At 51.8% G+C, this 15,066-nt stretch carries 13 protein-coding genes, 1 tRNA gene and 1 pseudogene; 8 read left to right on the forward strand and 7 right to left on the reverse strand.

The genetic code is table 11. The features are described from left to right. Positions 1–20: 20 nt before the first annotated feature. The 3 genes from mgtR (at position 21) to cigR (ending at position 793) form a co-directional block, all read left to right on the forward strand. Positions 21–113, forward strand: a complete 93-nt coding sequence (gene mgtR / locus AC3G3F_RS09565) for a protein MgtR (protein WP_001082119.1) — start codon at positions 21–23, stop codon at positions 111–113. A gap of 12 nt (positions 114–125) precedes the next feature. Then, entirely contained in the window at positions 126–212 is an 87-nt protein-coding gene (gene mgtU / locus AC3G3F_RS09570) for a magnesium transporter protection protein MgtU (protein WP_252997328.1), read from the forward strand. 101 nt (positions 213–313) lie between these two features. After that, entirely contained in the window at positions 314–793 is a 480-nt protein-coding gene (gene cigR, locus AC3G3F_RS09575; protein ID WP_053509286.1) for an anti-virulence regulatory inner membrane protein CigR, read from the forward strand. A 103-nt stretch (positions 794–896) separates the two neighbouring features. Here cigR and AC3G3F_RS09580 read toward each other — a convergent pair whose 3' ends face one another. Then, positions 897–1,577: a hydrolase gene (locus AC3G3F_RS09580; protein ID WP_023247265.1), complete on the reverse strand. Its 681-nt coding sequence runs from the start codon at positions 1,575–1,577 to the stop codon at positions 897–899. 739 nt (positions 1,578–2,316) lie between these two features. On the opposite strand from AC3G3F_RS09580, the gene AC3G3F_RS09585 reads away from it, so the two are divergent. Continuing rightward, positions 2,317–2,661 (forward strand): hypothetical protein, encoded by a 345-nt coding sequence (locus tag AC3G3F_RS09585; protein ID WP_070803454.1) that lies wholly within the window; start codon positions 2,317–2,319, stop codon positions 2,659–2,661. Here the strand turns inward: AC3G3F_RS09585 and AC3G3F_RS09590 are convergent. Next, the gene (locus AC3G3F_RS09590) at positions 2,651–2,839 is read right to left on the reverse strand and encodes a hypothetical protein (protein WP_070803453.1); all 189 of its coding nucleotides are present in this window, start codon (positions 2,837–2,839) and stop codon (positions 2,651–2,653) included. The two genes, AC3G3F_RS09585 and AC3G3F_RS09590, sit on opposite strands and share 11 nt — an antisense overlap. 197 nt (positions 2,840–3,036) lie before the next feature. Between AC3G3F_RS09590 and AC3G3F_RS09595 the strand changes: the two are divergent. Next, positions 3,037–3,176 (forward strand): annotated as a pseudogene (locus AC3G3F_RS09595) (toxin-antitoxin system HicB family antitoxin). Between the two features lie 92 nt (positions 3,177–3,268). On the opposite strand, the gene AC3G3F_RS09600 reads toward AC3G3F_RS09595, so the two are convergent. Together AC3G3F_RS09600 and AC3G3F_RS09605 are read right to left on the reverse strand one after the other, a co-directional pair. Then, a complete protein-coding gene (locus AC3G3F_RS09600) occupies positions 3,269–4,006 on the reverse strand; it encodes an abortive infection system antitoxin AbiGi family protein (RefSeq protein ID WP_070803452.1) in 738 nt (245 codons plus the stop codon). Between the two features lie 86 nt (positions 4,007–4,092). Then, positions 4,093–4,187, reverse strand: a tRNA-Sec gene (locus AC3G3F_RS09605). Positions 4,188–4,474: 287 nt separating this feature from the next. Between AC3G3F_RS09605 and AC3G3F_RS09610 the strand changes: the two genes are divergently transcribed. Beyond that, positions 4,475–5,857: a glycoside-pentoside-hexuronide family transporter gene (locus AC3G3F_RS09610; protein ID WP_063389916.1), complete on the forward strand. Its 1,383-nt coding sequence runs from the start codon at positions 4,475–4,477 to the stop codon at positions 5,855–5,857. Positions 5,858–5,868: 11 nt separating this feature from the next. Continuing rightward, on the forward strand, positions 5,869–8,187 hold the full coding sequence (yicI, locus tag AC3G3F_RS09615; RefSeq protein ID WP_053509294.1) for an alpha-xylosidase: 2,319 nt from the start codon (positions 5,869–5,871) through the stop codon (positions 8,185–8,187). Between the two features lie 102 nt (positions 8,188–8,289). On the opposite strand, the gene AC3G3F_RS09620 is transcribed toward yicI, so the two are convergent. Both AC3G3F_RS09620 and xanP read right to left on the reverse strand, forming a co-directional pair. Further along, the gene (locus tag AC3G3F_RS09620; protein WP_053509296.1) at positions 8,290–9,999 is read right to left on the reverse strand and encodes an AsmA family protein; all 1,710 of its coding nucleotides are present in this window, start codon (positions 9,997–9,999) and stop codon (positions 8,290–8,292) included. Positions 10,000–10,119: 120 nt separating this feature from the next. Next, a complete protein-coding gene (gene xanP, locus AC3G3F_RS09625; RefSeq protein ID WP_053509297.1) occupies positions 10,120–11,511 on the reverse strand; it encodes a xanthine/proton symporter XanP in 1,392 nt (463 codons plus the stop codon). 227 nt (positions 11,512–11,738) lie between these two features. On the opposite strand from xanP, the gene gltS reads away from it, so the two are divergent. Then, entirely contained in the window at positions 11,739–12,944 is a 1,206-nt protein-coding gene (gene gltS, locus AC3G3F_RS09630) for a sodium/glutamate symporter (protein WP_000462243.1), read from the forward strand. A 35-nt stretch (positions 12,945–12,979) separates the two neighbouring features. Here gltS and recG read toward each other — a convergent pair whose 3' ends face one another. Continuing rightward, the gene (recG, locus tag AC3G3F_RS09635) at positions 12,980–15,061 is read right to left on the reverse strand and encodes an ATP-dependent DNA helicase RecG (protein ID WP_079795986.1); all 2,082 of its coding nucleotides are present in this window, start codon (positions 15,059–15,061) and stop codon (positions 12,980–12,982) included. Between the last annotated feature and the right edge of the window lie 5 nt (positions 15,062–15,066).

Here is a 15,066-nt window from a genome sequence, read left to right on the forward strand (position 1 = left end):
GATGTTTGAGGAGCGCACAGATGAATCGTTCACCCGATAAAATCATCGCGCTAATATTTTTACTGATTAGCCTGTTGGTGTTGTTTTTAGCCCTCTGGCAAATCGTTTTATAACGAGGTGACGCCATGCAAAAAAGAGGGTTGGACAAAATCTTTTTTCAGGTTGTCCTGATAGCAATCATCCTGATTCTACTGACTATCTGGATACGATAAGCTGCTGTTGGCGAACCCCGCTTAAAATAAGAATCGATGTAGTTGTTCTTTTTATGGCGGGGCGCTATTTTCATGGTATCCCACATCAAAAGGGCAATATCATGAACAATCGTCGTGGTTTAACAGCCGTCCTGGCGACTTTGATTACGTTTTCCCTGAGCGCTACGCCTGTGCTGGCGAATCCGGGAAATGGCAATGGCGGCGGACATGGTAATAACGTGGCTAATCAGGGTAATAACGGCAACGGATATAAAGGAAACGCCGGGCAAAAAACGGAACACCGTAAAAATGGCGGTAAACCGGATCACGTCGAGTCGGATATTAGCTACGTTGCCGCCAGGCAACTGGCAGTGAATTTAGGGCTGACGGGCTATCAATCTTTACCACCGGGGGTTGCGAAAAATCTGGCGAGAGGAAAACCGTTGCCGCCGGGAATCGCTAAAAAAACGGTGCCGGCGTCTATGCTGGGACAATTACCTTATTATCCGGGCTACGAGTGGAAAATCGTTGGGGATAACCTGGTGTTGATCGCGCTCAGTACTGCGGTGGTCACGGCGATTATTAATGGCGTGTTTGATTAAGCGTGTCGTACGGCGTTCATCGACCTGGTTGTAGGCAGAATAAACAGGCGATAGATAAAATAGCCCCATTAAATGGGGCTATTTAGCCTCTTCAAGACGTTATTTATGCGCGTTGAGAATCCAGCAGTTCATTATTTTTTTCTACCTCCTGCGCTTTGGTATAGCTTTCAATCAGTAGCTGATAGGCCGGGAATATTTTGGTATACACATCCGCCCATTCTGCGGCATCTTCCCGATTCCAGGTACGTTGCAGCTCAGATGCTACCGCCGCGGTATCCATCGGCACTACGCCAGCCTGCACCACGCGGGCCATCGTAATTTCCTGCGCCATTTTACTGTACGTACCGGAGGCATCGATCACCGCAAATACCTTGTACCCTTCCGTGACCGCGCTGATGGCTGGAAAAGCCATGCAGACACTGGTAATAGTACCAGCAATGATCAACGTGTTACGGCCTGTCGCTTTTACCGCCTGTACAAAATCGGCGTTATCCCAGGCATTAATTTCCCCTTTACGCGCGACATAATGCGCGTGAGGCGCATTCGCATGGATTTCCGGAATCAGCGGGCCATTTGGTCCCTGTGGTACGGATGCGGTGGTAATGACCGGCATATTACATAAGGTAGCGATTTTAGCCAGCGCCGTGGCGCGTGCGCGTAATTCCGGCATCGGCATGTCGCCGATGGTCTGAAACAGGCCGCTTTGGTGGTCGATCAGCAGCATTACTGCGTCGTTAGCATCAATGGCAGGGCGTTGACCGTTAAAATTCGCGGGTGTAGACATAATTCATTCCTTGTTGTTGCCTTTCACTGACAATCACTATCAGTGTTAAAGTCATTAATCGCCGGGTTAAGCTAATGACAGTAATCCGTTGCCGATCCTGGATTACCGTATTGAGTTTTTTCTGAAGGAATATTCATCGGCATCTCCTTCAGTCGATTTACTTTCACGCTAATCTGCTGTCACAACAATATTCATATTATGAATAAATGTTTCTACTTTACATGTCAGTGAGGATTATTGATTGAAAAAACAGACTATATCATTACTAATTATTTCTGCTAGATGGTTTTAAAATTATTTAGTATAAATTTGAAATAGGTTAATTAAGTATTAACTTAGTTCTATTTAAATAATATAAAGCGTAGCTTAAATATTAAGAGGGAAGCGTACTTATATTAAGTATGGCTACTATTTAGAGTGATATCGGCTGAACGGTATCGTAATAAATGCCATGACTTTTTAGTAGTGCTTAATACGTAGGTTGGATAAGCAAGTGCGCTAAATGATGTAGTTATATCGATAAAAGCGTTCGCTATCGGCGTAAATAATTTTTTCATAGATAACTCTTAATAAATTGAAAAATATTCCTACATAATGAGTGCTGCTTTTTTTGATATTACAAGCCATTATAGAGAACAGATTGAACAAAATCCTGTCTTCCATGTGGCATAGGTTATCAGGATATGTTTTTCTCATGATTTATATATAAGATATTAAAGGTAATATGTTAGGGGGATCTATGAGTTATAAATATGTTGGTAAGCATGGTAGTGCTGTTGCGTTGCGTATGGGTTATAAAGAGTGTCCAGATGAGAATGCTTATGAGGATGCTTACTATATTAAAGATGGCTTAAAATGGATATTTAATATAACAGGCTTAAAAAAACGGCTGGGTGTTTACAGTGACGATGATCTTCGTAAACAGAATTATGATGTGGATACCTATTATCGTGTTGAAAATGAGCCAAAAGAAAGCGCAGACGATGAAATGCGGTCGCTATATGATAATTTAGCGGTAGAAGAGGGGGAGCCTGTTTATCTGGAGGGCGGTATGTATCTTTATCCAGACGGCTCTATTCGCTGATGCCAGGCATGTAGGCTGGATAAGCCTCCTCCAGCATTAAACTGAACCTGTAAGTAAGACTTACAGGTTCGAATAAAGATGAGTGAACCGCCGCCAGCGCCTTTTCAATCCTTTTCAGTTTCTGCTGCATTTCTTGCAGTTCGCTAAGCAGCTTCTGCTCCTGGTCGCCCCAGGCCATCAGGACAATGCACCTGCTCATCACTTATACGCTAACCAGTTGCCCGGCTTCGCGCAGGCACTTTCCCGACAGCGTCAGGCTGTGCGTGCTTTTACCCCTTCTTTGCGGTCGATATCCCATAATGAATGAACGCCCGGTATTGCGAGTACCTGGTGAGGGCGTTTCAAACTCAGGTTATTGAGTGTTAAGGTGCGTACATGTCAACCGCTAAACGCGATCCGAACCGGTCAAAATCAGGGAAAGCCCCTACCCTACTTTTCAGATTCGTATTACGCCTGAGCTAAAGGCACAATTTGAAGCTGCTGCGAAGGCCGAAGGGATGAGTCTGGGGTATTGACTTAAAAGTTTAGGAAGAAAGGAATTAGCTCGACTGAATATGTTCAAAAATTTTTCATAGGACACAGTCGAAAATTTAGAAATATATCGTTTTTATATGTCTGCGCTTAAACTTTCCAGAGAAACTATTCTGGAAAGGAGTATTTTTATATCTGAAGCTGGATATTTATCCATTTTGGATTGTATAAAATTGACTATACGTGGTATATCTGAATCTTGCTTAACAAAGATGTATTTTATATCATTAGGAGTGAATTTTAATAGTGATGATTTTTTAGTTGCTTCATTTGCTTTTTGTAATTTTATTACATTTTCATGATTTACTCTCGTCAGGTGGGTAATTTTTATGTCAGTTGGAACATAGCGCCACTCTGATTCTTGATAAAAATTTTTTCCAACAGGTTGATTATCCACAACCATTTCACCTTTCGTTGGTTTTGTAAAAGCATATATATACCGTATTGTATTTTGAGCTTTTTTTACGTCGTCTTCGTCAGATAACTTTATTATAGGATTATTTAGTTTTCTTAATGTTTTTGAAGTTGCGCTGCTTCTTGAAACATAAAATACAGGATTTAATCCATTTTTTTCTGCCCAGTCTTTCGACATTCCTAATCCAAAGCTACCGTAAAAATCTACATGTTCAGATATTCGTGATAAAGGAATATCACAAAAACAGACCATAGGATAACTTACATAATCATACTCAGTAAAACCAAGCCAACTAACGTCTTCAAGGCAGAAACGAGGCCAAAAGCCATCTTCTAATATTACCTCTAAAACATCACTGCTTTTGGTAAAATGAAATAACGTCTCTGATTTTGGTTTCATTATCTTTGAGCTCATGTTTGTTGTGAAAATTTAATTCTATATTAGAAAAGACTAATTTTAGGTTCATAAATTTTGCGCGAAATTTTTGGCGGAAGATCACAGGAGTCGAACCTGCCCGGGACCGCTGGCGGCCCCAACTGGATTTGAAGTCCAGCCGCCTCACCGGAGACGACGATCTTCCGCGCCTCGATTGCTACATGGAGGCGCGCGCATTATAGCTACTTCCTGGTGTTTCCACATCCCCTCCCGCGCTTTTTTAACTTCCCTTTCGTTCTGCCATGATCGGTTTCATATAAATCCCCATAAAATCCATTAGTTACATTTCATCACATTTTTTGGCGCTACCCTGATCACAGAAAACAAGAATCGTAATTTGATAACCAAATAACGGAATATTCGCGCTCGCAGGGAAGGTTTACAAGAACTGTAACCGGTATCAGTGAGCGTTGTGAGCGTTAAGGATGCGTAATGAAAAGTGAGATTCTCTCCGTTAAGGAGAAGATTGGCTATGGTATGGGTGATGCCGCCAGCCACATCATCTTCGATAACGTCATGTTATATATGATGTTCTTCTATACCGATATTTTCGGTATTCCCGCTGGTTTTGTCGGCACCATGTTTTTACTGGCGCGTGCGCTTGATGCCATCTCCGACCCTTGCATGGGCCTACTGGCCGACCGTACCCGCTCCCGCTGGGGCAAATTCCGACCCTGGGTGCTGTTTGGCGCGTTGCCGTTTGGCATCGTCTGTGTGCTGGCTTATAGCACGCCGGATCTTAGTCTGAACGGCAAAATGATTTATGCCGTCATCACCTACACGTTGCTAACTCTTCTGTATACTGTGGTCAACATCCCTTACTGTGCGCTGGGTGGTGTAATAACCAATGACCCGACGCAGCGTATCTCCTTGCAATCGTGGCGCTTTGTGCTGGCTACGGCAGGCGGAATGCTCTCTACCGTACTGATGATGCCGCTGGTGAAACTGATTGGCGGTGAGAATAAGGCGCTGGGCTTCCAGGGGGGTATCGCGGTGCTCTCGGTGGTGGCGTTCCTGATGCTGGCGTTCTGCTTCTTTACCACCAAAGAGCGCGTTGAAGCGCCTGCCACCCATACCTCCATGCGTGAAGACCTGCGTGATATCTGGCACAACGACCAGTGGCGCATAGTCGGCCTGCTCACCATCCTGAATATTTTGGCGGTATGCGTGCGCGGCGGGGCGATGATGTATTACGTCACCTGGATATTGGGCAAGCCGGGCGTGTTTGTCGCCTTCCTCACCACCTATTGCGTCGGCAACCTGATTGGCTCGGCGCTGGCAAAACCGTTGACCGACTGGAAATGCAAAGTGAGCGTTTTCTGGTGGACCAACGCCTTGCTCGCAGTAATCAGCGTGGCGATGTTCTTCGTACCGATGCACGCCACGATCGCTATGTTCGTCTTTATCTTCGTGATTGGCGTGTTGCACCAGTTAGTCACGCCTATCCAGTGGGTGATGATGTCTGACACCGTCGACTATGGCGAATGGTGTAACGGCAAACGCCTGACGGGGATCAGTTTTGCTGGCACGTTGTTCGTGCTGAAACTGGGTCTTGCCCTCGGCGGGGCGCTGATTGGCTGGATGCTGGCAGGCGGCGGTTACGACGCGGCGGCGAAAACGCAAAACAGCGCCACGATCAGCATCATCATCGCTCTGTTCACTATCGTCCCGGCCATCTGTTATCTGCTGAGCGCCGCGATCGCCAAACGCTACTACACCCTGAAAAGCCCGTTCCTGAAAACCATTCTGGAGCAACTGGCGCAGGGGGCACACCGCAACGAACAAGAATTTACCCATAAAGAATTGCAGAACTAAAGGAACAGACCATGAAAATTAGCGACGGAAACTGGCTGATCCAGCCTGGCCTTAATTTGATTCACCCGGTTCAGGTGTTCGACGTTGAACAACAGGGGAATGAGATGGTGGTCTATGCCGCGCCGCGCGATGTCCGCGAACGAACCTGGCAACTGGATACCCCGTTGTTTACCCTGCGCTTTTCCTCGCCGCAGGAGGGAGTGATAGGTGTACGGATGGAACACTTCCAGGGCGCTTTGGATAATGGTCCACATTATCCGCTCAATGTTTTGCAGGATATCAACGTGGAGATGCAGAACAACGCCGAATTTGCCGAACTCAAGAGCGGCAGCCTGAGCGTGCGCGTCACCAAAGGCGAGTTCTGGTCACTGGATTTTCTGCGCAACGGGGTACGTATCACCGGCAGCCAGTTGAAAAATAACGGCTATGTGCAGGACGCCAACAGCGGGCGCAACTACATGTTCGAGCGTCTGGATCTCGGCGTGGGCGAAACCGTCTACGGGCTTGGCGAGCGTTTTACCGCACTGGTGCGCAACGGTCAGACGGTGGATACCTGGAACCGCGACGGCGGCACCAGCACCGAGCAATCATACAAGAATATCCCATTTTATCTGACCAATCGTGGTTACGGCGTGCTGGTGAATCATCCGCAGTGCGTGTCGTTTGAAATTGGCTCCGAGAAAGTCTCCAAAGTCCAGTTCAGCGTCGAGAGCGAGTATCTGGAATACTTCGTCATCGACGGCCCGACGCCAAAAGCGGTACTCAACCGCTATACCCAATTTACGGGGCGTCCGGCGCTGCCGCCCGCCTGGTCGTTTGGTCTGTGGCTGACCACTTCGTTTACCACCAATTACGACGAAGCGACGGTCAACCGCTTTATCGACGGCATGGCCGAGCGCAATCTGCCGCTGCATGTTTTCCACTTCGACTGTTTCTGGATGAAAGCTTTTCAGTGGTGCGATTTTGAATGGGACCCGGTGACTTTCCCCGATCCGAAAGGGATGATTCGCCGCCTGAAAGCGAAAGGGCTGAAAGTCTGCGTATGGATAAACCCGTATATTGGGCAAAAGTCACCTGTTTTCAGGGAGCTGAAAGAGAAAGGGTATTTGCTTAAACGCCCGGATGGCTCCTTGTGGCAGTGGGATAAATGGCAGCCTGGACTGGCGATTTACGACTTCACCAACCCGCAAGCCTGCGAGTGGTATGTCAACAAGCTGAAAGGCCTGGTAGATATTGGCGTCGACTGCTTTAAAACCGACTTTGGCGAGCGTATTCCGACCGATGTCCAGTGGTTCGACGGCACCGATCCGCAAAAAATGCATAACCATTATGCCTACATCTACAACGAACTGGTGTGGAACGTGTTGAAAGAAACCGTAGGCGTTGAAAACGCCGTGCTGTTTGCCCGTTCCGCCTCGGTGGGCGCGCAACAGTTCCCGGTACACTGGGGCGGCGACTGTTACGCCAACTACGAATCGATGGCGGAAAGCCTGCGCGGCGGGCTTTCCATCGGCCTGTCAGGGTTTGGCTTCTGGAGCCACGATATCGGCGGGTTCGAGAATACCGCGCCGGCGCATGTCTATAAGCGTTGGTGCGCATTCGGGCTGCTCTCCAGCCACAGCCGCCTGCACGGCAGCAAATCCTACCGGGTCCCGTGGGCTTATGACGACGAGTCCTGTGACGTGGTGCGCTTCTTCACCGAACAGAAGTGCCGGATGATGCCGTATCTGTATCGGGAAGCGGCGCGCGCCAACGAAGCCGGTACGCCAATGATGCGGGCGATGATGCTGGAGTTCCCGGACGATCCGGCGTGTGATTATCTTGATCGCCAGTACATGCTGGGAGAGGCGGTAATGGTCGCGCCGGTATTTAGTGAAGCGGGCGACGTGGAGTTCTACCTGCCAGAAGGCCGCTGGACGCACCTGTGGCGCAACGATGAAGTGCAGGGCAGCCGCTGGCATAAACAGCAGCATGGCTTCCTGAGCCTGCCAGTATACGTGCGTGACAATACACTACTGGCGCTGGGCAACAATAGCCAGAAGCCCGATTACGCCTGGCATGAGGGTACGGCCTTCCAGTTGTTCCATCTGGATGACGGCTGCGAAGCGGTCTGCGAAGTCCCTGCTATGGATGGTTCGACAATCTTTATGCTGAAGGCGAAACGCACAGGCAATACCATTACGGTGAGCGGCGAAGGTGAGGCGCGCAACTGGACGTTGTGTCTGCGTAATATTACGCAGATTAGCGGTACCAAATGCGGTTCATATGCGGGAAGTGAATTGGGCGTAGTGGTCACCCCGCAGGGAAATGAGGTGGTGATTACGCTTTAAATTTGAATCGCCGGATGGCGCTGTGAGCTGCGCTTATCCGGCCTACAAATGTGCCAGAACCGTAAGCCCGGTAAGCGCCACCGCCACCGGGCAAGCCCTCAATTACAGCGCTGGCTCCGTTGACGTAACTTCCCCGCCGGACACCACGCCCGCTTGCATCGTCTGCGTTATCTGCTGCTTTTGTGCGTTGACCGCGTGTAATTGCCCGTTTACCGTCCGCTTCAACGGCACATCGGCCTGAATATTGCCGCTGGCCGTGAGCTGAATATTGCCATCACCAGCAATCGGTAATGCCGGCCAGCCCCACTGCTGTAGCACATCCATTGGTACGCCGCGTCCGTTCAGGCTGATTTGCGTCTGACGCTGCGGAAGTTGCGATACGCTGGCAGTGGCTTCCAGTATCCCTTTTCCAGTAAATGCGCTCAGATCGCTGATATTGACCGTGCTGGCATTGGCCGTCAACGACAGCGACGGGCGGCGCACGTCCACGCGGTTAAAGGTTGCCGCTGCGGCGTTTAGAGTCGCATTACCACTCCAGACGCCCCATTGATGATGTTGTACCAGTTCCAGGTTCGCGCCGTAGCCGTCCAGGGCGGTGATTTGCCACGGGAAGGCCGGGTCGATATCGATCACCAGGTTGCGACTGGCGCTGAATTTTTTCAGCGTCAGGCTGTTCAACCAGTCAGGCAACGGCTTCATCCATAACTGCTTCCAGTTTTCCGGTAGCGTATACTCCAGCCCGGCGATAGCGGTATCGTCCAGAATAAGCGCTTTGCCCTCGCGTAACCAGGCGCCGGAAGTTCTGACCATACCGCCTTCCCAGCGGGTGGTGAACTGGCGTAGCGCAACGCCCTGTGGTGAAAATTCGGCGTTCAGGATCGGATCGAGAAAGTGCAGCGAGCCGTAAATAAACTCGCTGGCGTTCATCGATAATTTACCTTCCTGACTTTGCCAGTCTTCTTTGCGCAGAGTCAGATTGCGCAAACTCAGGTCAAGATCGGTGACTGCCCAGTCTGGCCCTTGCAGGCTGGCGTCCGTCACTTCAAGTCGACCAATCTGCAAAGATGGAACCGTAGTAAGCGGCGCGAAAAACTCGCTCAGGGATTTATCGCTTTGTAACCGAATATCATTCAGCCGCAGATTTTCAACGACCCAACTACCGTCAGCATTACGCCGGGCGACGCCAGTCAACGCTCCGCGCGCCATATCGGCGCCGACGGTGTTTAACATCACCTGATTATGGTCGATACTGCCTTCAATAAGCACATTAGTGGCGGGAACGTCGTTTAACGTCAGCGAACCGGCACTCAGTTGAATCTGGGCTTTATTGCCTAATATCTGACCGGCTTCGGGGCGCCAGGGCATAATGCCGCCGTTAACGCGCTGGGCGCTCAACCGCCATTCGCTGCCGGGACTATTGAGCGCCATATTGCGAAGTTGCAGGCGGTCGGCCTCAAACGGGAAAGGCGCGGTTTGCACTGAAATATTCAGCGTGCCGTCCTGTAACAGAATCGTGTCGACATGCAGTGGCGCGGTTAACTGGCGAATGCTCAGACCGATATCTACGGTTTTCGCGACCAGGGTAGCAGGCTGACCATCACGACCAAAGGTCACATTCTCCAGTAAAAGATGGGATGGGGCGGAAAAACGATGATCCATCACGTCGAATGTGAGGTGATAACCGCTGTTCTCTGATACCCAGTTGCTGACGTGATCTGCGCCCCAGCGCGTTTGCAGCAGAAAATAAAAGCCGAAAATCACCACTAAACAGGCGATCAGCACGTAGAGAAGCAACCTCCCAATCAATTTCATGGTCTTCCATCCCGTGAAATGCACATAGGGGATTTATGCACGATTTGCGTGCAATCCTCAAGACAGGAATGGTGAAAGAGCGTTACAGCGGCGGCGAATCGGGTCGCCGCCGCAGGGTTTTTACGGTTTTTCCGGCGGGAGAATCAGGTTCAGAACGATGGCCGTGATGCCGCCAGCGGCAATTCCGGATGAGAGCAGATTTTTCACCCATTCCGGCGCGAACTGCAGGATCTGCGGCTGTTGCGAGACGCCAAGACCCACGGCCAGCGATAGGGCGATAATCAGAATCGCGCGGCGGTTCAGCGGCTCACGCGAGACAATACGCACCCCGGAGGCGGCAATGGTGCCAAACATCACTAACGTGGCGCCGCCGAGCACCGGTTCCGGGATATGCTGCACAAAACCGCTTACCGCCGGGAACAGGCCGAGCACAATCAGCATCAGCGCGACGACAAATCCCACATAGCGACTGGCGACGCCGGTCAACTGAATTACGCCGTTGTTCTGACCGAAACAGGAATTCGGAAACGTATTAAATACCGCTGAAACAAAGGAGTTCAGGCCGTTAGCCAGTACGCCGCCTTTTAGCCGCTTCATGTACAAGGGGCCGGATACCGGCTGCTCGGAGACATCAGACGTGGCGGTGATGTCGCCGATGGTCTCCAGCGAGGTAATCATAAAGACCAGCATCAACGGCAGTAGCAGGTTCCAGTCAATGCCCAGACCATAATACAGCGGAGTCGGCACCATGATGATGTCCTGTGAAATCGGCGCGTTGTTTTCAGGCAACATGCCCATAAACCAGGCCAAAAGATAGCCTGCCGCCATGGCGATAACCAAAGAAGCCACGCGCAGGTAGGGATTACGCTGCCGATTCAGCAGGATGATAATGGCCAGGACGACGCCGGCCAGCAACAAGTTTTTCGGTGCGCCAAAGGTGTTGTCGCTCATGGCGGCATAGCCGCCGCCGATGGAGGTTAGCCCCACCTGAATCAGTGACAGGCCAATAATCATCACCACTACGCCGGAGACTAACGGCGTGATAATCCGGCGTGCCAGATGTAGAATGCGTGAAAGCACCATCTCGGTGCAGCTTGCCAGCATCAGCGTGCCGAACAGCGCCGCCATCATCGTCGGGACGTCCGCGCCGCCGGTTTTCAGCGCGGTACCGCCCATAATCAGTGGAGCGACAAAGTTAAAACTGGTTCCCTGGATGGATAACAGCCCCGATCCTACCGGCCCCCACGCTTTAATTTGAATAATAGAGGCTACGCCGGAGGCGAACAGCGACATGCTGATAATGTGCTGCGTATCCTGCGCCGGTAAACCCAACGCCTGGCAGATTAATAGCGCTGGCGTGATTACCGCGACAAACATGGCCAGCAGATGCTGACAAGCGGCAAAAAGGGTTTGAGGGAGCGGCGGGCGATCTTCAAGGCGGTAAATCAATTCGCTGTTTTGCGTCTGCGCAACCGGTTGCGCATCTGCCGACTCGATGGCGTTAACGGACATCAGGGACATTCTCGTGGTGGAAAAGCGGTGATTTTATCTGACCGGCTGGTAAAAGCAAACGATTGCGAGCGAATATTCTTAATATTTAAAAAAGATAAATGCACCTTTTTATATAACTTTTTGCCTTTTTCTGCTTAAAATCCATGCCGACGACTCGCAAAGAGCTAAAAAACTGACTCAGGAAATGATTTGTGCGCACATGTCACAGCGCACTACAGGAGCTTTAAATGTTTGAACTCGATACCTTATCGACCCTTGTCGCCGCCACGCTGGTGCTGCTACTGGGTCGCAAGCTGGTCCAGTCTGTCTCCTTACTGAAGAAATATACGATTCCGGAACCGGTGGCGGGTGGGTTACTGGTCGCTATTGCGCTGCTGGTGCTGAAAAAAAGCGTCGGTTGGGAGGTCAACTTTGATATGACCCTACGCGATCCGCTGATGCTGGCGTTTTTCGCGACGATCGGCCTTAACGCCAACCTTGCCAGCCTGCGGAAAGGGGGACGCGTCGTTGGCGTCTTCCTGATCGTCGTGGTCGGATTACTGCTGATGCAGAATGCCATCGGTATCGGCATGGCGAGTCTGCTGGGGTTGGACCCGTTAATGGGGCTGATTGCCGGATCGATTACGCTGTCCGGCGGGCACGGTACCGGCGCGGCGTGGAGTAAGCTGTTTATCGAACGTTATGGTTTTGCCAACGCCACCGAAGTTGCGATGGCTTGTGCGACCTTTGGCCTGGTACTGGGTGGGTTGATTGGCGGCCCGGTAGCGCGTTATCTGGTAAAACACTCCACCACGCCGGATGGAATGCCTGACGATCAGGCCGTGCCGACGGCCTTTGAAAAGCCGGACGTGGGTCGTATGATCACTTCTCTGGTGCTAATCGAAACTATCGCCCTGATTGCTATCTGTCTGACGGTGGGCAAAATCGTAGCGCAGCTACTGGCGGGAACGGTGCTTGAACTGCCGGTCTTCGTTTGCGTGCTTTTTGTTGGGGTGATCCTCAGCAATGGTCTGGCGCTGGCGGGCTTTTATCGCGTATTTGAGCGTGCAGTTTCGGTGCTGGGGAACGTGAGTTTGTCGCTATTCCTGGCAATGGCGCTGATGAGCCTGAAGCTGTGGGAACTGGCGTCGCTGGCGCTGCCGATGCTGGCGATTCTGGTGGTACAGACCATCTTCATGGCGCTATACGCGATCTTTGTCACCTGGCGCATGATGGGGAAAAACTACGATGCGGCGGTGCTGGCGGCGGGACATTGCGGTTTTGGCCTGGGCGCAACGCCGACCGCCATTGCCAATATGCAGGCGATTACCGACCGTTTTGGCCCCTCGCATATGGCGTTCCTGGTCGTGCCGATGGTCGGCGCGTTTTTTATCGATATCGTCAATGCGCTGGTGATTAAGCTGTATCTGCTGTTACCGATTTTCGCGCAATAATGGTTTGTACGGCGGCATTTAAGCCGCCGTGCTCACTAGGCGTTAGAATAGCGTTCAGTTTCCGGCATCCAGCGCTCAATCAGCGCCGCCGCCTGCTGCGGATAACGTTCATGAATATGACGGGCAATACGCTGAACTTCGGGAATAATGGCCTGATCGCGCAGTAAATCCGCAACTTTAAATTCGGCGTTCCCCGTCTGGCGGGTGCCCAGTAATTCCCCCGGGCCGCGTATTTCCAAATCTTTTTGCGCAATCACAAAGCCGTCATTGCTGTCGCGCAATACCTGCAAACGCTTCTGCGCCGTTTTCGACAACGGCGATTTATAGAGCAGCACACAGTGCGACGCGACCGCGCCACGGCCAACGCGTCCTCTGAGCTGGTGTAACTGCGCCAGGCCCAGTCGTTCCGGGTTTTCAATAATCATCAGGCTGGCGTTAGGAACATCGACCCCCACCTCAATCACCGTGGTGGCGACCAGCAGATGCATTTCACCCTGCTTAAAGCGTTGCATAACGGCCTGTTTTTCGGCGGGTTTCATGCGGCCATGTACCAGGCCAATATTCAACTCCGGTAACGCCAGCTTGAGCTCCTCCCAGGTGGCCTCCGCCGCCTGCGCTTCCAGTAGGTCGGACTCTTCAATCAGCGTACATACCCAGTAGGCCTGACGGCCTTCGGTTGTGCAGGCGTTGCGCACACGATCAATGATTTCATGGCGACGGGTATCCGGAATAGCAACGGTAGTGACAGGGGTACGGCCCGGCGGTAGTTCGTCAATCACTGAGGTATCGAGATCGGCATACGCGGTCATCGCCAGGGTGCGCGGAATGGGCGTTGCGGTCATAATTAACTGATGCGGATGAAAGCCCTGCTGCTGGCCTTTTTCCCACAATGCCAGACGCTGGTGGACGCCAAAGCGGTGCTGCTCATCGATAATCACCAGCGCCAGCCCATTAAACTGCACCTGCTCCTGAAAAATGGCGTGCGTGCCTACCACCATTTGCACCTGTCCGCTGGCTATAGCGTCTTGCTGCGCCACGCGCGCTTTGCCTTTCTGCTTACCGGCTAGCCAGCCGACCTCTACGCCGAGCGGCGCAAACCAGTTACGGAAGTTATTCGCATGTTGCTCCGCCAGCAGTTCGGTCGGCGCCATCAGCGCGACCTGCTTACCGTGGGCAATAGCGCGCAAGGCGGCAAGCGCCGCAACCAACGTTTTACCGGAACCCACGTCGCCCTGAACCAGACGCATCATTGGCACATCGAGCGCCATATCACGCTCGATCTCTGCCACCACCCGCGCCTGAGCGCCTGTGGGTTTAAACGGCAACGACGCTAATAGTTGCTGTTTTAAGGTATCGTTTGTACTTAGCGGCTGAGCGTGATAGCGCTGCGCGCCTGCGCGAAGCGCCAGCATACTAAGATTGTGCGCCAGTAGCTCTTCAAGAATAAGCCGTCGCTGCGCCGGGTGTTTGCCGGTTTCTAAATCGGCGAGCTGGAGCGTCGGCGGCGGGCGATGCAAGGTACGTAGCGCCTCCGGCAGACTCATCATCCCCTGCGCCAGTTCCGGCGGCAGTAGTTCGGCAATGGCGCAGGTGTCGAGCAACTCCAGCGCCTGATCGGTAAGCTTGCGCAGTGTCGCTTGCTTCACGCCCTCGGTGGTCGGATAGACGGGGGTGAGCGTTTCCTGAAGCTCCGGCGTGCTGAGATCGCCCTGCAGGCGATATTCAGGGTGGATCATCTCTGCGCCATACTTGCCGCGCTTCGCTTCCCCGTAGGCCAGTACGCGCCGCCCCGTCGCCAGGCTGTTTTTCATCGCCGCGTTAAAATTGAAAAAACGCATGGTAAGAATGCCGGAACCGTCGCTAATCTGGCAGGTCATCATTCGACGACCGCCGAAAGTGACGTTACAGTTCAGCACTTCACCTTCAACGGTGGCGTAGATGCCAGGCAGCAGTTCGCCAATCGGGTAGAGATGGGTACGGTCTTCGTAACGCAGGGGAAGGTGTAATAGCAAATCCTGGACGGTATGCAGGCCGATTTTGGCCAGTTTGCTGCTTTGCGCTGCGCCTACGCCTGTCAGGGAATTAAGCGGAACAGCGTCTAGCAAGCGGCCTGACATGATGA

The organism is Salmonella sp. FC25216, assembly GCF_057751355.1.